At 73.5% G+C, this 21543-nt stretch carries 19 protein-coding genes and 1 riboswitch; of the genes, 7 read left to right on the top strand and 12 right to left on the bottom strand.

Features of this window, described 5'->3' with window-relative positions:
• Window positions 1–55: 55 nt before the first annotated feature.
• Window positions 56–128, bottom strand: a riboswitch (cobalamin riboswitch).
• Window positions 129–263: 135 nt separating this feature from the next.
• Entirely contained in the window at window positions 264–1358 is a 1095-nt protein-coding gene (locus tag B082_RS0134835; RefSeq protein WP_078622724.1) for a hypothetical protein, read from the top strand.
• Window positions 1359–1399: 41 nt separating this feature from the next.
• On the opposite strand, the gene B082_RS0134830 is transcribed toward B082_RS0134835, so the two are convergent.
• Both B082_RS0134830 and B082_RS0134825 read right to left on the bottom strand, forming a co-directional pair.
• Window positions 1400–3622 (bottom strand): bifunctional glycosyltransferase/CDP-glycerol:glycerophosphate glycerophosphotransferase, encoded by a 2223-nt coding sequence (locus B082_RS0134830; protein ID WP_018556401.1) that lies wholly within the window; start codon window positions 3620–3622, stop codon window positions 1400–1402.
• Window positions 3623–3845: 223 nt separating this feature from the next.
• Window positions 3846–4886, bottom strand: coding sequence for an MBL fold metallo-hydrolase (locus B082_RS0134825; protein WP_018556400.1), 1041 nt, complete (start codon window positions 4884–4886; stop codon window positions 3846–3848).
• Between the two features lie 239 nt (window positions 4887–5125).
• Between B082_RS0134825 and B082_RS0134820 the strand changes: the two genes are divergently transcribed.
• On the top strand, window positions 5126–6589 hold the full coding sequence (locus B082_RS0134820) for an aldehyde dehydrogenase (RefSeq protein WP_018556399.1): 1464 nt from the start codon (window positions 5126–5128) through the stop codon (window positions 6587–6589).
• Window positions 6589–6822, top strand: a complete 234-nt coding sequence (locus tag B082_RS0134815) for a ferredoxin (protein WP_018556398.1) — start codon at window positions 6589–6591, stop codon at window positions 6820–6822. Before B082_RS0134820 ends, B082_RS0134815 begins: the two co-directional genes overlap by 1 nt.
• Before the next feature lie 70 nt (window positions 6823–6892).
• Here the strand turns inward: B082_RS0134815 and B082_RS0134810 are convergent, their stop codons facing one another.
• On the bottom strand, window positions 6893–8860 hold the full coding sequence (locus B082_RS0134810; protein WP_018556397.1) for a helix-turn-helix domain-containing protein: 1968 nt from the start codon (window positions 8858–8860) through the stop codon (window positions 6893–6895).
• 35 nt (window positions 8861–8895) lie between these two features.
• Window positions 8896–9714: a 3-hydroxybutyrate dehydrogenase gene (locus tag B082_RS0134805; protein WP_018556396.1), complete on the bottom strand. Its 819-nt coding sequence runs from the start codon at window positions 9712–9714 to the stop codon at window positions 8896–8898.
• Between the two features lie 265 nt (window positions 9715–9979).
• On the opposite strand from B082_RS0134805, the gene B082_RS0134800 reads away from it, so the two are divergent.
• Entirely contained in the window at window positions 9980–11263 is a 1284-nt protein-coding gene (locus tag B082_RS0134800) for an alpha/beta hydrolase family esterase (RefSeq protein ID WP_018556395.1), read from the top strand.
• Between the two features lie 58 nt (window positions 11264–11321).
• On the opposite strand, the gene B082_RS0134795 is transcribed toward B082_RS0134800, so the two are convergent.
• From B082_RS0134795 to B082_RS0134765, 7 genes are all read right to left on the bottom strand, one after another.
• Window positions 11322–12215, bottom strand: a complete 894-nt coding sequence (locus B082_RS0134795) for an alpha/beta hydrolase (RefSeq protein WP_018556394.1) — start codon at window positions 12213–12215, stop codon at window positions 11322–11324.
• Window positions 12212–13324 (bottom strand): branched-chain amino acid ABC transporter permease, encoded by a 1113-nt coding sequence (locus tag B082_RS0134790; protein ID WP_018556393.1) that lies wholly within the window; start codon window positions 13322–13324, stop codon window positions 12212–12214. The genes B082_RS0134795 and B082_RS0134790 overlap by 4 nt, the downstream gene beginning before the upstream one ends.
• The gene (locus tag B082_RS0134785) at window positions 13321–14208 is read right to left on the bottom strand and encodes a branched-chain amino acid ABC transporter permease (RefSeq protein WP_018556392.1); all 888 of its coding nucleotides are present in this window, start codon (window positions 14206–14208) and stop codon (window positions 13321–13323) included. Before B082_RS0134785 ends, B082_RS0134790 begins: the two co-directional genes overlap by 4 nt.
• Window positions 14208–14954 (bottom strand): ABC transporter ATP-binding protein, encoded by a 747-nt coding sequence (locus tag B082_RS0134780; protein WP_018556391.1) that lies wholly within the window; start codon window positions 14952–14954, stop codon window positions 14208–14210. Before B082_RS0134780 ends, B082_RS0134785 begins: the two co-directional genes overlap by 1 nt.
• Window positions 14951–15739, bottom strand: a complete 789-nt coding sequence (locus tag B082_RS0134775) for an ABC transporter ATP-binding protein (RefSeq protein ID WP_026250498.1) — start codon at window positions 15737–15739, stop codon at window positions 14951–14953. The genes B082_RS0134780 and B082_RS0134775 overlap by 4 nt, the downstream gene beginning before the upstream one ends.
• 3 nt (window positions 15740–15742) lie before the next feature.
• Entirely contained in the window at window positions 15743–16984 is a 1242-nt protein-coding gene (locus B082_RS0134770) for a substrate-binding domain-containing protein (protein ID WP_018556389.1), read from the bottom strand.
• Between the two features lie 135 nt (window positions 16985–17119).
• On the bottom strand, window positions 17120–17731 hold the full coding sequence (locus B082_RS0134765; RefSeq protein WP_018556388.1) for a TetR family transcriptional regulator: 612 nt from the start codon (window positions 17729–17731) through the stop codon (window positions 17120–17122).
• A gap of 230 nt (window positions 17732–17961) precedes the next feature.
• On the opposite strand from B082_RS0134765, the gene B082_RS0134760 reads away from it, so the two are divergent.
• The 3 genes from B082_RS0134760 (at window position 17962) to B082_RS0134750 (ending at window position 21180) form a co-directional block, all read left to right on the top strand.
• Window positions 17962–19293: a glycosyltransferase family 4 protein gene (locus B082_RS0134760; RefSeq protein WP_018556387.1), complete on the top strand. Its 1332-nt coding sequence runs from the start codon at window positions 17962–17964 to the stop codon at window positions 19291–19293.
• A 70-nt stretch (window positions 19294–19363) separates the two neighbouring features.
• On the top strand, window positions 19364–20110 hold the full coding sequence (locus tag B082_RS0134755) for a class I SAM-dependent methyltransferase (protein WP_018556386.1): 747 nt from the start codon (window positions 19364–19366) through the stop codon (window positions 20108–20110).
• Entirely contained in the window at window positions 20107–21180 is a 1074-nt protein-coding gene (locus B082_RS0134750; RefSeq protein WP_018556385.1) for a prenyltransferase, read from the top strand. Before B082_RS0134755 ends, B082_RS0134750 begins: the two co-directional genes overlap by 4 nt.
• Window positions 21181–21199: 19 nt before the next feature.
• Here B082_RS0134750 and B082_RS0134745 read toward each other — a convergent pair whose 3' ends face one another.
• Window positions 21200–21490: a hypothetical protein gene (locus B082_RS0134745; RefSeq protein WP_018556384.1), complete on the bottom strand. Its 291-nt coding sequence runs from the start codon at window positions 21488–21490 to the stop codon at window positions 21200–21202.
• Window positions 21491–21543 lie beyond the last annotated feature (53 nt).

Genomic DNA, 21543 nt, shown 5'->3' with positions numbered 1-21543 from the left:
GACGGTGCCGGCCGCCGGGGGTTCCCGACGACGCGAGCCGGTCACGACACGGACAGGGCATTCCGACTTCCGCTGGGCGGCGGTTCACGGCTGCGTGGTCAGTGCCGGATTCGCACCGGCTTCCCCCTGAACGGGCATGATGACGACTCGCACACTCTACCGGGCGGGTCTCAGGGGGGCCCTGGCCGGGAGCGGCCGCCGGGCAGAATGCGGGTGGACGGTGCGGTGGGACGGCCGGGGGGCCGGGAGGGACGGGGGCCGGAATGGATACGACGACGAGCGGCGGGCCGGGGGCACCGGAGCGCTGGAGGCTACTGGCGCCCGCGTGCGTGGGGCTGCTGTGCCTGCTGGCCGGGGCGGTGCTGTTCGCGCTGGTTCCGGGAACGGTCGCGGACGTGGACGCCTACGCCTCCGCGCCCGCGTGCCGGGCCGGGCAGCCCCGGTCGGCCTCGTGCACGACGGCGGTTCCGGCGACGGTGCGGACCACGGAGAAGGTGTCGAGCGGGCGGGGCATGCGCTACTGGCTGACCGCCGGCGAACGGGACGCGGCGCCGGGCGCGGACGCGGTGCACCGCATCCACATGAGCGGCGCGAAGCCGGTGCACTCCGCCGTGCGTCCGGGCGACGAGGTGACCCTCGTGTACTGGCGCGGCGAGATCCGCACGGTGCGCTTCGGCGGGGCCGCCCAGGAGACCAAGGAGTCGCCCTCCGAGGACTGGCGCCTCCCGGTGGCCTTCGGCCTGCTGGCCGTGCCCTTCGGTCTCGTCCTGCTGTACGCCGCCTGGTGGTACCGCTACCGCTCCCGGACCACGACGCACATGGCGCCCATGCGGTACCTGATCTGGCCGCTGGCCCTCACGCTGGTGGCCGTCGTCGGATTCACCGCCGGCCTGGTGGGCAGCGGGATCGGGAACGCGTTCACGGTCACCGGGTGTGCCGTCCCGCCGTCGTTCGCGCTGGCCGCCCTGTGCGCCTGGCGGCTCCAGCGCCGCGCGACGCGCGCCGCCGACACCAGCGACATCGTGCCGGTGGCCGTGACGGGCCGACGGTGTGTGAGCGCGTCCGTCCACGGCGACGTCCCGTACAGCGTGGCGGGCTTCGGCACCCTGGTCCTCGGCGACGGTCCGGTGGCGACGACCCCGGACCCGACGGGCCGCGTCGCCGGCCGGGCGCTGCCCGCGACGCTGACCGTGCGCGGCGTACGGGGGCTGCGGCCGGGCGACCCGCACGCCTGGTACGGCATGTACAAGTACGACGCGGCCGTCATCGAGTGCGCCGACGGCGACCGTACGGTCCTCATCGGCGCCCCGCGCAAGGAGGCCGGGGCGATACTCGGGGCCCTGGCCCGGCCGGACTGAGCACCGCCGCCCGCACCCGGCCGACCGGGGAGAACCCCGCCCTACGCCGTACCGGGCGCGGGCGCCGGGGTGCGCTCCGCGAGCGGGACCGGTGCGGGGCCCGGGTCCTGGGAGAGGAAGAGGCGGCGCACGACGCGCTCGGCGGCGTGCCCGTCGTCGTACTGGCAGAAGCGCTCACGGAAGGCGGCCCGCAGCGCCGTGGACTCGGGGCCGCGCCAGCGACCGCTGAGGAAGACGTCGGCGAGCTCCTCCTCGGTGGCCGTCACGGGCCCGGGGGTGTCGCCGGGGAGACCGGAGAGCAGGTCGAAGGTGACCCCGCGCACGTGCGAGTAGGTCGCCCAGTCGTCGGCGTGGACGACGATCGGGCGGTCGAGGTTGGCGTAGTCGAAGACGACGGACGAGTAGTCCGTGACGAGCGCGTCCGCCGCGAGGCAGAGCTCCTCGACCGACGGGTGACGGGACACGTCGATCACGCGGTCGTGCCCGGCGAGTTCGGCCGGCAGCGGGCTCCCGCTGTCCAGGCGATGGGGCCGGACCAGCAGGACGAAGTCCTCGCCCAGCGTCTCGGCCAGCCGCGCCGGGTCGAAGGGAGGCGTCCACTCCTTGCGGTAGTCGCGGTGGGTCGGCGCGTACAGCAGGGCGGTCTTCCCGGCCGGGATGCCCAGCCGGTCACGGGCGGCGGCGACGTCCTCGGCGCCGGCGGTGTAGTAGCGGTCATTGCGCGGATAGCCCGTGGCCAGGGACTCGAAGGCGCCGGGGTAGACGCGCTCCCACTGCGCGGTGGAGTGCTGGTTGGCGGAGACGCTGAGATCCCACTGGTCCACCCGCTCCAGAAGACGGCCGAAGTCGATGTTCCGGGCGGCGGCGGGATGGGCCTTGCGGTCCAGGCCCATGCGCTTGAGCGGGGTGCCGTGGTGTGTCTGCGCGTAGACCTGCCCCGGGCGCTTGACGATGCCGTCCGGGAAGTCTTCGTTGCTCACGAAATACGTGGCGCGGGCCATCACCTCCCAGTAGCGGCGCGACCCGCGGACCACGTGGTCGATGCCCTCGGGCACCTCGGGGGCCAACTCCTCGCGCACCAGCCACACACCGCGCACCCGCGGGGCCAGCTCCCTGGCCTTCTCGAAGACCGCCAGCGGGTTGCAGGAGGGCAGCCCGTTCCCGTACGAGGTGTAGACGGCGAGGTCCGGATCCAGGGGGCGCCGGCGGTGCACGGTGTACAGGCCCGCAGACGCCCGCCTGCTCGCCGCGTCCGTGATCCTGACGGCCTTCTTCGGGCCCCTTCTCCTGACCCGCACGGCGAACTCGGCCGCCCGGTAGGTGCTGAACGACCGCTTGGCCAGGGCGCGCATGGCGGCCCCGACCGCCCCGCCCGGCGGCGTGAAACCCGCCGGGACGTGCTTCGCGTAGAAGTCCGCGGTGAGGGCGAAGAATTCCTTGCGGTCGCCGGCCTGCACCCGGTCGGGGCGCTTGATCACGAACAGCATGTGGTCCATGGCCCGCTCGAACAGCAGCCTCTGGGCCCAGGCCAGTCCGGGGCGCTCGGCGAGGGCGGCGAACAGCCCCTCGTACTGCGCGAAGATGTCGAAGTGCCTGCGGCCCGGCGTCTTCGTGATCGCGCCGTGGCGGCGCTGGCGGTACTCGACACCGACCCGGTCCAGGCAGCCGATGCGCTCGGCCGTGACCATCGCCAGGTGGGAAACCGGCGCGTCCTCGTACAGTCCTGGCGCGTACTGGAAGCCCTCCTTCAGGAAGAACTCGCGGCGGAACGCCTTGTTCCAGGCCACCAGGAACAGCTCGATGAACTCGGGCCGGTCCTCGACGCGGAAGACGTCCGTGCCCGCGCGCGCGACCAGGTCCGCGGTCTGGCTGCGCGGGCCCCTGCCGTACCAGTGGGTGCGCACGTGGTCGAAGACGAGGATGTCCAGCTCACCCACCGCGTCGAGCCGGTCCGCGAGCGCCTGGAGCAGGCCGGGGGCGTAGGCGTCGTCACTGTCGAGGAAGAGGACGTAGTCGCCCCGCGCGTGTCCCAGCCCCGCGTTCCGCGCCCGCCCCAGGCCCACGTTCTCGGGCAGGTGCACCGCCTCGACACGGGCGTCGCGGGCCGCGTACTCGTCGATGATCGCCCCGCAGGCGTCCGGGGAGCAGTCGTCGACGGCGATCACTTCGATGTCCCGGAACGACTGCCCCAGGACCGAGTCCAGGCACTCGTGAAGGTATCCCTGAACCTTGAACACAGGGATGACAATGCTGAAACGGGGCATTTTCGGGAACTCCAGGTGAAGTGCTGGGTCGCGGGGGTCGGACAAGGATGACTCCCGAGCCCGCTGAAGCGTTGTACGGGGGTGTTGTACCAGGTGAGGGGAGGGCGCGTCCCCCCGCCGGCGTCCCCCCGCCGGTACCGCGCCGGCGTCCCCCCGCCGGTACCGCGTCCCCTCGCCGGAGTCCCCGTCGGTACCGCGGGCCCGTGACCGGGCCCGCTCCCCGTCACACCGCCACGTACGTCACCGGCTCGCTCCCCGCCACCGCCTCGGCCCGGCCCAGCTTCACCAGCCGCCGCAGATGCGCCTCGGCCTCCGAAACGGCGATGTTCCGGGAGCCGTGGGGGATCTGCGCCCAGGGGCGGTTCCACTCCATGCGCTCCGCCAGCTGCCACGGGGTGAGCGGTTCGGCGAGGAGGGCGAGCAGCCCCGTCAGGCGCTCCTCGTGGTGGTCCAGCAGCTCGCGGACCCGGCCCGCCGCGTCCGCGAAGGCGTGCTGATGGGCGGGCAGCACCTCGGACGCGCCCAGCCGGCCGATGCGTTCCAGCGAGTCGAGGTAGTCGCCGAGCGGGTCGGTGACCGTCGCGTCGTCCGGGTCCTCGTACAGGCCCACGTGCGGGCTGATGCCGGGGAGCAGGTGGTCGCCGGAGAAGAGGCGGCCCCGGCCGGGGAGGTTCGCCGGGTGCTCCTCCTCCAGGTGCAGGCAGACGTGGCCGGGGGTGTGGCCCGGGGTCCAGATCGCGCGCAGCGAGCGGCCCGCGAGGTCCAGGAGTTCGCCCGGCACGATCTCGCGGTCCGGGAGCGCGGCCCGCAGTCCCGGCAGGGTGCGCATGCGGCCGCCCTGCTCGCGGGCGGCCAGCAGCGGGGCGATGTGGTCCCCGGGGGCGCCGACCGCCGTCAGCTTCGCCGCCAGGTACGACAGCCAGCTGCCGGGCTCCGACTCGCGGGTGCGGCGCACGATCGCCGTGTCCGCCGCGTGCATCGCGATCCAGGCACCGGAAGCCTCGCGGACCTGCCCGGAGAGGCCGTGGTGGTCGGGGTGGTGGTGGGTGATCACCACGCCGTGGATGTCCGCCACGTCCACGCCCACGGAGGCCAGGCCCGCCGTGAGGGTGTCCCATGCCTCCGGGTCGTCCCAGCCGGTGTCGATCAGGACCGGTCCGCGGTCGGTGTCCAGGAGGTGGACCAGGGTGTGGCCCAGTGGGTTGTCCGGGATGGGGACCTTGATGCTGTGGACACCGCCACCGTGATTGATCACCTGCGTCATGGACTCCCCATCTCTGCGCGGTATCGGCGGCGTCCGGCTGCGACCACGACGCGCCACGCCCACTGTAACGAGAACTTGTTGCAGCGGGAGCCCCGGGGCCGGTCGCCCGCCCTTCGGTGGCGGTGTACGGGGTGGACTCCTGCAACAGGAACTGGTATCAGTTCTGACTGTCAGTCAGATTCGGTCGCGGGGCGGGTCGCCGAGCCGGATCACGTGCCGCGTCGCGGAAGGCAGCAGCCATGAGCGAGCTTGTCGAACACGGAAAACTGTTCATCGGCGGGGAGTGGGCCGATCCGCTCGGCCGGGACGTCATCGAGGTCGTCTCGCCGCACACCGAGCAGGTCATCGGCCGCGTCCCGCACGCCGCGGAGGCCGACGTCGACCGGGCCGTCGCCGCCGCCCGGCAGGCATTCGACCACGGCCCCTGGCCCAGGACGAGCCTGGACGAGCGGATCGCCGTCGTCACCCGCATCAAGGACGCCTTCGCCGCCCGGTACGAGGAGATGGCCCGGGTCATCAGCGCGCAGAACGGCACCCCGTACACGTCGAGCGTCATGGTGCAGGCGCTGGCCGCGATGATGGTGTGGGACGCCGCCCTCACCGTCGCCCGCTCCTTCTCCTACGAGGAGCGCAGGGACGGGGCGCTCGGGCCGCTGCTCGTACGCCGGGAGCCGGTCGGGGTCGTCGCGGCCGTCGTCCCGTGGAACGTGCCCCAGTTCACCGCCGCCGCCAAGCTCGCGCCCGCGCTGCTCGCCGGGTGCACGGCCGTCCTGAAGGTGTCGCCCGAGACGCCGTTGGACGCCTACCTGCTGGCCGGGATCGCCGCCGAGGCCGGGCTGCCCGAAGGCGTGCTGTCGATCCTGCCCGCCGACCGCGAGGTCAGCGAATACCTGGTGGGGCACGGGGGCGTCGACAAGGTGTCCTTCACCGGGTCCGTCGCCGCCGGCCGCCGCGTCATGGAGGTCGCCTCCCGCAACCTCACCCGCGTCACGCTGGAGCTGGGCGGCAAGTCCGCCGCCGTGATCCTGCCCGACGCCGACCTGGACGCGGCCGTCGCCGGCATCGTGCCCTTCGCCTGGATGATCAACGGACAGGCGTGCGTGGCCCAGACCCGCATCCTCGTGCCGCGCTCCCGGTACGAGGAGTGCGCCGAGGCCTTCGCCGCCGCGGCCGGCGCGCTCAAGGTGGGCGACCCGCTCGACCCCGCCACCGAACTCGGCCCGCTCGTCGCCCGCCGCCAGCAGCAGCGCTCCCTGGACTACATCCGCATCGGCCAGGACGAGGGCGCCAAGCTCCTGACCGGCGGCGGCCGCCCGGCCTCGCAGGAGCGCGGCTGGTACGTCGAGCCCACGCTCCTCGGCGACGTCGACAACTCCATGCGCGTCGCCCGCGAGGAGATCTTCGGCCCGGTCATCTGCCTGCTGCCGTACGGGGACGAGGAGGAGGCCGTCCGGATCGCCGACGACTCCGAGTACGGGCTCAGCGGCAGCGTCTGGACCGCCGACACCGAGCGCGGCATCGACATCGCCCGCCGGGTCAGGACGGGCACGTACAGCGTCAACACCTTCAGCCTGGACATGCTCGGCCCGTTCGGCGGCTACAAGAACTCCGGCCTGGGACGGGAGTTCGGGCCCGAGGGGTACGGCGAGTTCTTCGAGCACAAGATGATCCATCTGCCCGCCGGATACGGGAGCGGAGCCTGATGGGGGACCGCTGGAGCGTCGAGGTCGACCGGGGGGTCTGCATCGGCTCGGGGATGTGCGTGAACCACGCGCCGGACGGCTTCCGGCTGGACTCCGCCCGCCAGTCCCACCCCGTCGACGCGGAGGCCGACGCCAACGAACGCGTGCTCGCCGCCGCCGAGGGCTGCCCGGTCGAGGCGATCACGCTCACCCTGGCCGGCACCGGAGAGGTGGTGTTCCCGCCGGAGGAGTAGCGGACCGGGGCCCTTCCGATCCGAACGAAGGGCCCCGCGGGCTGATCCACGAAGATCCGCCGGACAGGCCCTAACGGCCGGCCCCCGACAGCAGATGCAGCCGCAGCGCCAGTTGCAGTTCCAGCGCCCGGTCCGGTTCGTTCCAGTCGCGGCCCAGCAGCACCTGGATGCGGTCCAGGCGCTGCACCACCGTGTTCACGTGCACATGCAGCTCGTCCTTGGCCCGGATCAGGCTGCCGCCCGCGCCGAAGTACGCGCTCAGCGTCCGCACCAGATGCGTGCCGCGCTGGGCGTCGTACTCCAGCAGCGGTCCCAGCGTCGCCGACACGAACCCGTCGACGTCCCGCGCGTTGCCCAGCACCACGCCCAGGAAGCCCAGCTCCTCCACGCACGCGCCCTCGCCCGCACGCCCCAGCACCCCCATCGCCCGCAGACAGCGCGCCGCCTCCGCGTAGGCGGCGGCCAGCTCCTCGGGGCCCCGGGCCGGACCGGCGGCGGCCACCGTGACCGGGGCCTGGGCCAGCTGCCCGAGCTGGGCCGCCGCCGCACGGGCCGCCGCGCCCGCGCCCGTACCGCCGTACTCGGTCAGCAGCACCACGGCGCCCGCGTGCTCGGCGCTCACGCCCTGGTTCTCGCCGCCGAACAGGAAGCGCATCGCGGCGGGCGCCAGCCGTTCGCGCGCCTCGGTCTCCGCGACCAGCAGCAGGTGCGGGCGGTCCAGGTCGATGCCGAGCCTGCGCCCACGCTCGGCCAGGCCCGCCGGATCGCGGCCGCTGTCGGTGAGCAGGTCGGCGATCAGCTCGCCGCGTATGCGGTTCTCCGTCTCGGCCACCGTGCGCCGCAGCAGCAACAGCAGCCCCGTCACCACCGCCGACCGCTCGAACAGCCGCCGGTCGGAGTCGTCCAGCGGGCGGCCGCGGTGCAGCACCAGACCGGCCAGCAGCTCCTGGCCGGCGAGCACGGCACACACCACCCGCCCGTCGCGGTGCACGGCCCGCGCCCCCGTACGCGACTCCTCGGCCGCCTCCGCCAGCCACCCGGCGTCCATGCTGTCGGCGGCGAAGCCCGTACCGTCCGGGCGGACCGCGGCCAGCGGGCGGCCGCCCGGGTCGTGGATGGTCAGCGGTGAACCGAGCAGCCCGGCCACGGCCGCCCCCACGTCTCTGACGTCCCGGCCGCGCAGCACCAGGTCGGTGAGCCGGTCGTGCGACTCCTCGGCCCGCCGCATGGCCGCCGAGTGCGCCCGCACGGAGGCGTTGGCCTCGGCCAGTTCCGCGTTGGCCTCCGCGAGGTCGGCGAGGGCCGATGTGGTGTCGGCGAGCGCGCGGGCCGTGTCGATGGCGATCGCGGCGTGCGCGGCCAGCGAGCAGAGCAGGGCGACCTCGTCGGGGCTGAAGACCCGGGGCGCCCGGTCCGCCGCGAACAGGACGCCGATCACCTTTCCCGTACCGCCCCGGCTGGAACCCAGCAGCAGCGGCACGCCCAGGATCGCGACCAGGCCCTCGTCCAGGACCCCGGCATTGATGTTGCGGGTGTGGCGGAAGCGCTCGTCGGTCCGGTAGTCCGGTGTCGCGTACGGGCTCGCCGTCTGCGCCACCAGACCGCCGAGCCCCTCGCCCAGCTCCAGGCGCAGCCGCTGGAAGAGCACCGAGACCGAGCCGTCCGTCACCCGCATGTAGGTGTCGCCCGCCTCCTCGTCCGGGAGGGTCAGATACGCGGTGTCCGTGCCCAGCAGCATCCTGGCCCGCCGCACGATCGCCTTCAGCACGTCGTCCAGGTCGCGGGAGGCGGCGAGGTCGCCCGCCGTGTCGAAGAGCGCGGTGAGCTGGAGCTCGCGCCGCCGGTGCTGGCGCAGCACACTCCTGATCCGCAGCGCGGTCGCCGTCGCCCGCTCCACCTCCGCCAGCTCCTCGGCGGGCACCCCGTCCCCCCGGGCCTGCGAGGAGACCGCCCCCAGCGTCTCGGCCGGCGCGTCGTCGGCCAGCAGGTCGAACAGGCGCCGGAGGTGGGGTGCGGCGGAGGGGAGCGGTTCAGGCATGGCGTCCAGAGTTCCTCGGGGGTGTGTCAGGCGGGTCAGTTCGCGGTCCAGCCGCCGTCCATGGAGAGCGAGGAGCCGGTGATGTGACCGGTGCGCGGGCCGCACAGCCACAGGACCGCGTCGGCGACGTCCGCCGGCTCGATCAGGCGCTTGATCGCACTGCGCTCCAGCATCACCCGCTCCACCACCTCCTCCTCCGAAATGCCGTGCGTCCGGGCCTGGTCGGCGATCTGGTTCTCGACCAGCGGGGTGCGGACGTAACCGGGGCAGACGCAGTTGCTCGTCACCCCGTGCTCCGCCGCCTCCAGCGCGACCACCTTGCTCAGCCCCTCCAACGCGTGCTTGGCCGTCACATAGGCCGATTTGTACGGGCTCGCGCGCAGCCCGTGCACCGACGAGATGTTGACCACGCGCCCCCAGCCGCGTTCGTACATCCCCGGCAGGGTCCGGCGCAAGACGCGGAACGGGGTCTCCACCATCACGCGCTGGATCAGGGCGAACCGGTCCGGCGGGAACGTGTGCACCGGGGCCACGTGCTGGAGCCCCGCGTTGTTGACCACCACGTCCACATCGGCCGGCAGGGTGTCCACGACCGCCGGCTCGGACAGGTCCACCACCCAGGGCGTCCCGCCGATCTCATCGGCCAGGAGCCCGGCCGCCTCACCGGCCCGGTCCACCACGTGCACATGGGCGCCCGCCGCGGCGAGCGCCTGGGCGCAGGCCCGTCCGATCCCGCTCGCCGCCCCGGTCACCAGCGCGGTGCGCCCGGCCAGGACGGGTACTGCGGGCGCCTGCGTCGGTCCGCCGGGCGCGGGGGCGGCGGGCTCGTGATCCGGTCTGCGGGAAGTCTCCATGGCCGTCACCGTAGGTACGCGGCGGCCCGTGTCACATGGCGCCGGTGCACACACCCTCCCGCCCCGGCATGGTGGCGGCGTACGTGGTGCCGGTCCCCGCCGGGGCGGCCCCCGCGCCGGTCCCGGGCGCGGCGCAAGGGAACGGCCGCACACAGCCGGGGCCCGCCGGTGTCCGTCTGCCACATGGGCGGGGGCGTGCGCTGCTCGTAGGTTCCGGCAGCAACCCATCGGACCGCCCACCCCCACGACAGGGAGATGCAGCCCCGTGCGTCCAACGATCCTGAAACGCCTCTTCCGCCGCGTCGCCTCCACGGCCGCCCTCGGCCTGCTCGCCGCGACGCTGAGCGCCACCACCGCCGCGCAGCCCGCGGCTGCCGCCTCCGGCCTCCAGCAGGTGACCGGCTTCGGCTCCAACCCCGGCAACCTCCAGATGTACGCGTACACCCCGGCCGGGCTCCCCGGCAACGCCCCCCTCGTCGTCGCGCTGCACGGCTGTGCCCAGAGCGCCGACGCGTACTACACCAACTCCGGCTGGCCCGAGTTCGCCGACGAGTGGGGCTTCGCGGTCGTCTTCCCGCAGACCACCTCCGCGAACAACGCGCTGTCCTGCTTCAACTGGTTCGACCCGGCCGACGACACCCGGGGCAAGGGCGAGGCCGCGTCCATCGTGCAGATGGTCGACTACGCGAAGCAGACCTACGGCACCGACGCGGGCCGGGTGTACGTCACCGGACTCTCGGCGGGCGGCGGGATGACCGCCGACCTGCTCGCCGCCTACCCGGACGTCTTCGCCGGCGGCTCGGTGGCCTCGGGGCTGCCCGCCCAGTGCGCGACGAGCCAGGTGGCCGCCTCCACCTGCCAGTACGGCCCGCAGAGCCAGACACCCGCGCAGTGGGGCGACAAGGTCCGCGCCGCCTACCCCGGCTACAGCGGCCCGTGGCCCCGGGTGGCGATCTGGCAGGGCACCTCGGACTACACGGTCTACCCGGCCAACGCCACGGCCCTGCGCGACCAGTGGACCAACGTCTGGGGCATCAGCCAGACCCCGTCGTCCACCGACACCCTGCCCGGCAGCACCACCCGTACCGTCTACAACGACGCCTCCGGCAAGCCGGCCGTGCAGATGTACTCGATCTCCGGCATGGGCCACGGCCTGGCCGTCGCCCCCGGCTCCGGCGACCAGCAGTGCGGCTCGACGGCCGCCTACTTCCTGAACTCCATCTGCTCCTCGTACTACACGGGCGTCTTCTGGGGCCTGGACGACGGCACCGCCCCCGGCGACGGCGGTGACCCGGGCGATGGAGGGGACCCCGGCGACGGTGGCGACCCGGGTGACGGCGGCGACCCCGGTACGCCCGACCCCGCCGCGTGCTACACCGCCTCCAACTACGCCCACGTCACGGCCGGCCGGGCGCACACCTCCGGCGGGTACGTCTACGCCAACGGCTCCGACGAGAACATGGGCCTGTACAACCTCTTCGTCAGCCACACCCTGAAGGAGACCCCGGCGGGCTACTTCGTCATCGCCGACAGCGGCTGCACCACCTGACACGCACGGCGGGAGGGGCCCGGCGGACGGTGTGCCGGGCCCCTCCCGCCGTTCCCGGTCAGGCGCGCGCGAACGCCACCAGCCGGTCCGCGATCTCCCGCGCGCCCCGGTCGCCCGTGAGGACCGTGTAGTGGTTCACGTCCCGCACCGCGACCGGCTCCACCCGGGTCCCGCCCAGGCCGGCGGCGGTCAGCCGGCCCTCGTCGTACAGGCCCTGCTCCTCGTCCATCAGGCCGCGCGCCGCCCACAGCAGCACCGCGTCGGCGGGCAGCTTCCGCACCGCCGAGAGGACCTCCTCGTCGAACAGGCCGACCCCGTCCGTGCGGATCGCCTCGATCCGGCAGGTCGAGCGCAACTCCGGCTCCTCGCCCGTCAGATCGCGCTGGATGTACGCGTCCACCTCGTCCGACCAGGCGTCCGCGAACGCCGGGTGGGCCTGCCAGAACGCGCGGTAGGCGGCCCGGTCCGGGAAGGTCATCGACAGCCGGTCCATCGCCGGGCCGATCACCGCCGTCATCAGCTCGTCCGGGGTCAGATGGGTGGGGGCGGGGAAGCCGATGCCGCCGTCCACGAGCAGCAGCGGCCCGAAACGGTCCGGGTGGCGCACCGCGGCCAGCGCCGCCACGAACGCGCCCATCGAGTGGCCCGCCAGCACCACCCGGTCCGGGCCCAGGGCCTCGGCGAGGGCGGCGATGTCGTCGGTGTGCGCGCCGATGCCGTACGGCCCCGGCAGGTGCGCGCTGCCGGCCCGGCCCCGCAGGTCCGGGGCGATCAGCGTGACGCGGCCGGCCAGCTGCCGGGCCACCGCCGCCCAGGACAGCGCGTTGGCGGTGATGCCGTGCAGCGCCACCACCACCGGGGCGTCCGGGTCGGCGGCCGGCCAGCGCAGCGCCGCCAACGCGCCCCCGCGCACGGGGACCTCGATCTCTTCGTACTCCGGGTGCGCAGTCACTGCTCTCCGGTCTCCTTCCGGTTCGATGCGGCCCGCAGCCGGGACGGCAGCCGGGCCAGGCCGCCGGGCAGCAGATGTACCACGGCCACGAACAGCACGCCCAGCAGGAACAGCGGCTGCGAGAGCGGTACGCGCAGCACCGCCGGCAGATCGGCGACCGCGCCCGAACCGGCCAGGTCGCCGAGCCGGTGGTCGGCCCAGGTGTAGAGGATGCCGCCGACCATCGGGCCCCAGCGGGTCCCGGAGCCGCCGAGCACCACCATCACCAGCAGCGACAGCGTGAAGTCGGAGGTGGTCGTCTGCGGGGTGGAACCGCCCGTCAGCAGCAGGTGCACGATCCCGCCGAGCGCCGCGAGCCCGCCCGCGACCACGAACGCCGTCAGCTTGAACCCGTACGGCTTCAGGCCCAGCACCTCCACCCGGCGCTCGTTCTCCTTGATGCCCTCCCAGACCCGGCCGGTGGGGGAGCGGACCGCCCAGTGGACGACCCCCAGGGTGAGGACGAGGTAGGCCAGCGCGATCCAGTACAGGTTGGCGGTGTTGTCGATGCCGACGAGAGAGGACGGCAGCAGGTCGGAGGGGGCCGCCCGGCCCTCCTCGCCGCCGGTGATCCCGCCGGGGTCGCGGGACACCAGGATCGAGCCCGCCTGAGCGAACGCCAGGGTCACCATGGAGAAGCCGATGCCGGTGACGCGCAGGCTCACCGACCCCAGCGCCAGCGCGAGCGCGATCCCGAAGAGCAGCCCGAGAACGGTGGCGAGGGCGAACGGCAGCCCCGCCTCCAGCAGGAACAGATTGGTGGCGTAGCTGCCCGCCGCGAAGTACAGGGCGTGGCCGAACGAGAGCAGCCCGGTCCGCCCGAGCAGCAGGTCGTAGCCGGTGGCCAGGGCGCCGAAGAGCAGGCAGGTCGCCAGGAGTTGCAGACTGCCCGCCGAGCCGAGGGGCCCGTCGAGCACGCCCGGAACCGGTACGGCGCTGAACGGCGCGACCACCAGCACCAGCAGGACGACGGCCGGCCACCAGCGCAGTGGCCGGGTCCGCCCGGCCGGGGCCGGGGCCTTCGCCGGGCGCCCGGCGGTGCGGTCGGGTGTGTCGGTGGCGGTGCTCACGCGAGCCTCCCCGTCAGTCCGCGCGGCCGGATCAGCAGCAGCACGGCGAGCAGGACGACGACCGCCAGATCGCCGAGCCCCGCTGCGGTGTAGTAGTTGGCGAACTGCTGGACCAGGCCGATGACCACGGACGCCACGGCGGCGCCGGTCACCGACCCCATGCCGCCGGTGACCACGACGACGAACGCGAAGATCAGCAGCGAGGTGCCCTGGTGGGGGTCGACCGAGCCGAAGTACAGCCCGCCGAGCGCCCCGCCGAGCGCCGCCGCGCAGCCGCCGATCGCGAAGACCAGTGTGAACGCCTTGCGGACGTCGATGCCGAGCGCGGTGACCATCGCCCGGTCCTCGACCCCCGCCCGGACGACCAGGCCGTGCCGGGTCCGGCCGAGGAACAGCCGCAGCGCCACCAGCACCACGACCGCCGCCCCCACCAGCACCAGCCGGTTGACGGGGACCTGCGCGCCCAGCAGCCCGAAGGTCCCGCCCAGCGCCTCGGGCCCGGGGAAGGTGTGGGCGTCCGAGCCCCAGATGCCGGAGAGCAGCGCGGGCACGGCCAGCCCCACCCCGACCGTGGCGAGCACCTGCTCGCGCGGCCGGGTGTAGAGCGGGCGGACGACGGCGAGTTCCAGGAGCACGGCGGCGGCGGTGCCCACCGCCGTACCGAACAGGACCGCCAGCACGAAACCGGCCCCGCCGGGACCCGCGCCGGGCAGATTCCCGGACGCGGCCCACCAGGTGCCGTACGCGCCGATGGACAGCAGCGCCCCGTGCGCGAAGTTCAGCACGTCCATCAGACCGAAGATCAGCGAGAGTCCGGACGCGACGAGGAAGTAGAGGGCCCCCAGACCGAGTCCGGTCATGGTGAGCAGGACGAGGGTGGACATCAGGAATCCGCCTTCACGGAAGGGTGTGCGGGGAGCGGGCCGTGCCCCACGCCGAGCAGCGTGCGGGCCGCCTCCGCGTCGCCCAGCAGCTCGGCGGCCGGGCCCCGGTGGGCGGTACGGCCGTCGGCGAGGACCACGCAGTGCCCGGCGAGCCGGCGCACCACGGCGAGGTTCTGCTCCACGAGCAGCACCGGTACCGCCTCGGCGGCCCGCTCCAGTACCTGCGCCACCTCGGTGACGACCTTCGGCGCCAGGCCCTTGGTGGGCTCGTCGGCGATGATCAGCCGGTTGGTGTTGAGCAGGGTGCGCCCGATGGCGACCATCTGCTGCTGCCCGCCCGACAGCGTCCCGGCCAACTGCCGGGCCCGCTGCTTGAGTTCGGGGAAGAGTTCGTGGACCAGGCCGTACGCGGGCTCGCCCGCGCCGCGCCGCTCGGCCAGCCGCAGGTTCTCCGCGACGGTCAGCCCGGCGAAGATGCCCCGGTCCTCGGGGGCGTAGCCGACACCGCGCCGGACCAGGGCGTGCGTGGGCAGGCCCACGGTCTCCTCGCCGTCGAGCCGGACGCTGCCGGCGCGCGGGACGAGCCCGAGGACGCCCCGCACGGTGGTGGTCTTCCCGGCGCCGTTGCGGCCGAGCAGCGCGGTGACGCCGTGCGCGGTGACGTCCAGGTCGACGCCGTGCAGGATGTGCCGGCCGCCGATCAGGACCCGCAGGTCCCTGACGTCCAGGAGGGGGCGCTCCGTCAAAGCCCCTCCCCGAGGTAGGCCTGCTGCACGGTCGGGTCGGCGGTGACCGCCTCCGGGGTGTCCAGGGCGAGCAGCCGGCCGTGGTGCATCACGGCGAGCCGGTCCGCGAGGCCCAGCAGGACGTCCATGTGGTGTTCGACCATGAGGACCGTGCGCCCCTCTTCCCGGTGCAGGGTGCGGATGAGTTCGGTCAGGGCGGGGACCTCCTCGGCGCTGACTCCGGCCATCGGCTCGTCGAGCAGCATCAGCCGGGGCTCGCCCACCAGCAGCACGGCCAGCTCCAGCTTCCGCTTCTCGCCGTGCGACAGTTCGGCGGCCGTGGCCTTCGCCCGGTGGCCGAGCCCGGTGCGTTCCAGGACCCCGGCCACCTCGGCGGGGTACGCCTCGGCGCGCCGCCACAGCCGGTACGAGCCGCCCCGGGCCGCCTGCGCGGCGAGCCGGACGTGGTCGGCGACGGTCATCGCGGGCCACAGGCTGGACGTCTGGAACGTCCGGCCGACCCCGTGCCTGGCCCGCACGTGCGCGGGCCGGTCCGTCATCTCGGCGCCGTCCAGCTCGATGCGGCCGGCGGTCGGCAGGTTCAGCCCGCTGATGAGGTTGAACAGGGAGGTCTTGCCCGCCCCGTTGGGCCCGATGAAGGCGAGGAACTCGCCCTCGCGGACGCTCAGCGTGACGTCCTGGACGATGGTGGCGCCGCCGACGCTCCAGCCGAGTCCCTCCAGCCGGAGCACGGGCGTCTCCCTGTCCGCCGGGCGCGTCTGCCCGAGGGTGTGGGGTGCGGTCACGGTTCAGCCCGCCGCGGGCTTCACGGGCGGGGCCACGGCGTCCATCTGCTGGGTGTCCAGCAGCTTCGGCTCGGCCGTCTCGCCCTTGCCGTCCAGCTTGGCCACGAACATCGGCTGGAGCAGCGCGTGGTCCTCGCCGCGCACCCGGGTCCGTCCCTTGACGCCGTCGAAGCTCCAGCCCTCCAGCGCCTTCACCATCGCGGCGGTGTCGGTGGCGCCGCCCTCCTCGATGGCGTGCACGACCATCTGCGCCGCGGTGAAGCCGTCCGGGGTGAACAGGTCGGGCCGGCCGCCGTCCTTCTTCACCGCGTCCAGCATCGCCTTCTCCACGGCGTTGTCACCGCCCGCGCCCGGGAAGTAGTGCGCCAGGAACGACACCTTGGAGCCGGCGGCCCCGAAGACCGGGTACGAGGCGGTGCCGGCCAGGCCGGTGACCACCTTGCTCGCGCCGAGTACGCCCTGCTGGTCCAGTGCGGTCCACAGCGCCGGGGCGGTCGACCCGGCCCAGGCGACGAAGACCAGGTCGGGCCCGCCCGCCTTGACCTGCCGGGCGAACGGCGTCAGGTCCGTCGCGCTGGGCGGCGCCAGCACCGAGCCCACCTTCGCGCCCTTCTCGCCGAGCACCGCCTTGACGGCGGCCACGTTGGCCTGGCCGAAGGTGGAGTCCTGGGCGAGCACCGTGACCTTCTTGCCCTTGGCGTCCCCGAGCATCGTCCCCGCCGTCAGGATGTCCTGGTAGGACTGGCGGCCGGAGCGGAAGGTGTAGTCGTTGATGCCGGTCACCGCGTCGGTGGCGGCCGGGCCGCAGACGTAGAGCACCTTGTTCTGGGCGGCGAGCGGGGCCATCTGGAGGGCGACACCGGAGTCGGTGGTGCCGGCCAGCACCTTGTAGCCCTTGCCGATGAGGTTCTTCGCGGCGGACACGGCCTTGCCCGGGTCGCCCGCGTCGTCCTGCTCGGTGACCTCGATGGGGTGGCCGCCGGCCTTGCGGGTGCCCTTGGTGGCGTAGTCCAGGCCGGCCATGAAGCCGTCGCGGTACTGCTTGCCGTAGTCGGCCAGCAGCCCGGTCCTGGAGTACACCAGGCCGACCTTCACGGCCGAGTCGTCGGCGGACTCCGCGGAGTCGGACCCGCCCGCCTTCCCGGCGGCGGTGCAGCCGGTCAGCAGCAGGCCGGCCGCGGCCAGGACGGCGACGGTACGGACGGGGGTGAGGGCTCTGAGGGATCTGCGGGCTGTGCGGGGCATGGTGACCGGCTCCTCGGCGTGTTCCTGTGATGTCGCCGAACCGTATGAACACCGTGCCGTCGTCGATATGGTGCAGGGCACCCCACCTGGCCCCCGGGGCGTGTGGGCGCCGCACATGGCAGGCGCCCGCCCGGGTCAGGGGGCCGGGTCCGGCGCCGACAGGCCGATCAGCCGGCACACCGTCTCGATGTCCGTGCGCACCTGCGCGATCGACGCCCGGCCCGAGAGCCAGGTGATCAGCGCCGAGTGCCAGGTGTGCTCGATCACCCGGACGGCGGAGAGCTGTTCCGGCGTCGGGTGGCCGGTCCCCATCGCGTCCAGGATGATCGCGGTCGTGAGCCGCGAGACCGTGTCCACCTCGGGGCTCACGCTGCGGTCCGCGAACGTCAGCGCCCGGACCATCGCGTCCGCGAGGTGCGGTTCGCGCTGCATCGCGCGAAAGGCCCGCATCAGGGTGTCGGTGACCCGGGCCGCCGCGTCGTCCCCGGCCGGGGGGCGCTTGCGGAGGGTCGTGTGCATGTGCTGGAGCTGGTCCTGCATGGTGGCGACGAGGAGGTGGACCTTGGACGGGAAGTACCGGTACAGGGTGCCGAGGGCGACCCCGGCGGCCTCCGCCACCTCGCGCATCTGGACGGCCTCGAAACCGCCCTTGCCGGCGAGCTGGGCGCTGGCGTGCAGGATGCGGCGGCGGCGGGCCTCCTGGCGTTCCGTCAGGGGCGGCGATGCCGGTCTGGCTTCCGCTGTCATGTGTCCCATCCCCGTGGCTTGCGTCCGCGTCCGCGAGGGCGCGACGGCCGGTGCGGCGGCGCACAGCATGCCAGGGTGTGTGCCGTGGCGCGAATCACCTGATCCCGCCGTTGCACCGTCGCTACCTGCCGGTAGATTCGTAGCTCATTGAACGACCCGGTCTATAACTTGTTCTAGATTAGCGTGAGCGGTTACGCTCCGGCGAACACGCAGTGAGAAGGGGGCCGAGTGTGACCGCTGAGGCCATAGAGTCGGGCCCCCGCACGGGCCCGGGTACGTCGGGCACGGGCGACGGAGACGGCCCCCTGCGCATCGCACTCCTCACGTACAAGGGCAACCCCTTCTGCGGCGGACAGGGCGTCTACGTACGCCACCTCGCCCGGGAGCTCGCCCGCCTCGGCCACAGCGTCGAAGTCATCGGCGCGCAGCCCTACCCCGTGCTCGACGAGGGCGTCCCGCTCACCGAACTGCCGAGCCTCGACCTCTACCGGCAGCCCGACCCGTTCCGTACCCCGAAGCGCGGCGAGTACCGGGACTGGATCGACGCCGCGGAGGTCGCCACCATGTGGACCGGCGGCTTCCCCGAACCGCTCACCTTCAGCCTGCGGGCCCGGCGCCACCTCGCCGCCCGCCGCGGCGAGTTCGACGTCATCCACGACAACCAGACGCTCGGCTACGGGCTGCTCGGCGACCTCGGCGCCCCGCTGGTCACCACGATCCACCACCCCATCACCGTCGACCGGCAGCTCGACCTGGACGCGGCCCCCAACCGCCGCCGCCGCGCCTCCGTACGCCGCTGGTACGCCTTCACCCGCATGCAGAAGCGGGTCGCGCGCCGACTGCCGTCCGTGCTCACCGTCTCCGGCTCCTCCAGGCAGGAGATCGTGGACCACCTCGGCGTGGACCCCCGCCGCGTCCAGGTCGTCCACATCGGCGCCGACACCGACCTGTGGTCGCCCGACCCCTCGGTCGCCGAGGTCCCCGGCCGGATCGTCACCACCTCCAGCGCCGACGTCCCGCTCAAGGGCCTCGTCCACCTCGTCGACGCCCTCGCCAAGCTCCGCACCGGCAACCCCGCGGCCCACCTCGTCGTCGTCGGGCGCCGCGCCGAGGACGGGCCGGTCGCCCAGGCCATCGAGCGGCACGGGCTCACGGACGCCGTCGAGTTCGTCAAGGGCATCAGCGACACCGAGCTGGTCGACCTGGTGCGCGGCGCCCAGATCGCCTGCGTCCCCTCCCTGTACGAGGGCTTCTCGCTGCCCGCCGCGGAGGCCATGGCCACCGGCACCCCGCTCGTCGCCACCACCGGAGGAGCGATCCCCGAGGTGGCCGGCGCGGACGGCGAGACCTGCCTCGCGGTGCCGCCCGCCGACCCCGGCGCCCTCGCGGACGCGCTCGGCCGGCTGCTCGGCGACGCGGGGCTGCGCGCCCGGCTCGGGGCCGCTGGGCGCGAGCGGGTGCTCGCCCGGTTCACCTGGAAGCAGGCCGCGATGGGCACCGCCGCCCTCTACCGGCAGGCGATCGCCGCCCGCGCCGCGACCGGCCCCGGCGGCCGGCGATGAACCCGGCCCGCCCGCCGGGCCCCTGACCCCCTGACCACCCTCCCGACCCCGACCGCGAAAGCAGGCATTCGTGCTGACCGTGGACTTCACCCGCTTCCCGCTCGCCGCAGGCGACCGAGTGCTCGACCTGGGCTGCGGCGCCGGACGCCACGCCTTCGAGTGCTACCGGCGCGGCGCCCAGGTGGTGGCCCTCGACCAGAACGGCGAGGAGATCCGCGAGGTCGCGAAGTGGTTCGCCGCGATGAAGGAGGCCGGGGAGGCACCCGAGGGCGCCACCGCCACCGCGATGGAGGGCGACGCGCTGAACCTGCCGTTCCCCGACGAGTCCTTCGACGTCGTGATCATCTCCGAGGTCATGGAGCACATCCCCGACGACAAGGGCGTGCTCGCCGAGATGGTCCGGGTCCTCAGGCCCGGCGGCCGGATCGCCGTCACCGTCCCGCGCTACGGCCCCGAGAAGGTCTGCTGGGCCCTCTCCGACGCCTACCACGAGGTCGAGGGCGGCCACATCCGCATCTACAAGGCCGACGAACTCCTGGGCAGGATGCGCGGCGCCGGCCTCAAGCCGTACGGCACCCACCACGCCCACGCCCTGCACGCCCCGTACTGGTGGCTCAAGTGCGCCTTCGGGGTCGACAATGACAAGGCGCTGCCGGTGCGGGCGTACCACAAGCTGCTGGTCTGGGACATCATGAAGAAGCCGCTGGCCACCCGGATCACCGAGCAACTGCTGAACCCGGTCGTCGGCAAGAGCTTCGTGGCCTACGCGACCAAGCCGCACCTGCCCGTCGCCGCGGCAGCCGAGGCCGAGGCGTGAGCCTTCCCGAGCGGACCGAACACCTCGTCCTGCCCGGAGTCCTCACCGCCGCGCAGGCCACCGAGACCGTCGCCGCCGTGCTCGCCGTGCAGCGCCCGGACGGCGCGATCCCGTGGTTCCGCGGCCACCACCTCGACCCGTGGGACCACACCGAGGCCGCCATGGCCCTGGACGCCGCCGGTGAGCACGCCGCCGCGGAACGCGCGTACGAGTGGCTGGCCCGCCACCAGAACGAGGACGGCTCCTGGTACGCCGCCTACCACGACGGCGACCCGCTGCGGCCGACCGACCTCGGCCTGGAGTCCAACTTCTGCGCCTACGTGGCCGTCGGCGTCTGGCACCACTACCTCGCCACCGGCGACGACGCCTTCGTCGACCGGATGTGGCCGACGGTCTTCGCGGCCGTCGAGTTCGTCCTGCGGCTCCAGCTGCCCGGCGGCCAGATCGGCTGGAAGCGGGAGGCCGACGGCACGCCCGTCACGGACGCGCTGCTGACCGGCTCCTCCTCCATCCACCAGGCGCTGCGCTGCGCGCTCGCCATCGCCGAGCGCCGCGAGGAGCCCCAGCCGGACTGGGAGCTGGCGACCGGCGCGCTCGCCCACGCGATCCGCAGCCACCCGGAACGCTTCCTCGACAAGAGCCAGTACTCGATGGACTGGTACTACCCGGTCCTCGGCGGTGCCGTCACCGGCACGGCCGCCAAGGAGCGGATCGAGGAGGGCTGGGACCGTTTCGTCGTCCCGGACCTCGGGGTGCGCTGTGTGCTGCCCAACCCGTGGGTGACCGGCGGCGAGAGCTGCGAACTGGCCCTCGCCCTCTGGGTCATGGGCGAGTCGGACCGGGCGCTGGAGATCCTCCAGTCCATCCAGCACCTGCGGGCGGACGGCGGCATGTACTGGACGGGGTACGTCTTCGAGGGCAACCGGGCGTTCTGGCCCGAGGAGCACACCTCGTGGACGGCCGGTTCGCTCCTGCTGGCGGTGGCCGCGCTCGGGGGCGACGAGGCGACCACCGCGGTCTTCAGCGGTGAACGGCTCCCGAAGGGCCTTGAGCCGGACTGCTGCGGCTGAGGGCTCCGGGGAGGTTCCGTCAGCGCCGGATACGGCCTGCCACGGCGTGCCCGATGAACAGGTACACCAGGGCGGCCAGGCCGTATCCGGCGACGACGTTGGCCCAGGCCCGGTCGAAGGTGAACAGGTCGTGCGACCAGCCCGCGAGCCACCGTGCGGTGTCGCGTACGAACTCCACCAGCTCGTTGCCCCGGTTCGCGTCGAGCAGGTACATCAGGATCCACAGGCCGATGATGAAGGCCATGACGTCGGCCACCACGGCGATGACACGTGCCGCGGTGATGCTTCCACTGCCTCTGCTGTAGGACATGGACTCCGCGTTGCCCCTTTCGCCGCGCCGAAACCCGGACGGCTCGCGGCCCG

Origin of the sequence: Streptomyces sp. ATexAB-D23, from assembly GCF_000373645.1 — a bacterium.
In the GTDB taxonomy this organism is placed as follows: Bacteria; Actinomycetota; Actinomycetes; order Streptomycetales; family Streptomycetaceae; genus Streptomyces; species Streptomyces castrisilvae.
This window is presented reverse-complemented; position numbering and strand designations above follow the sequence as displayed.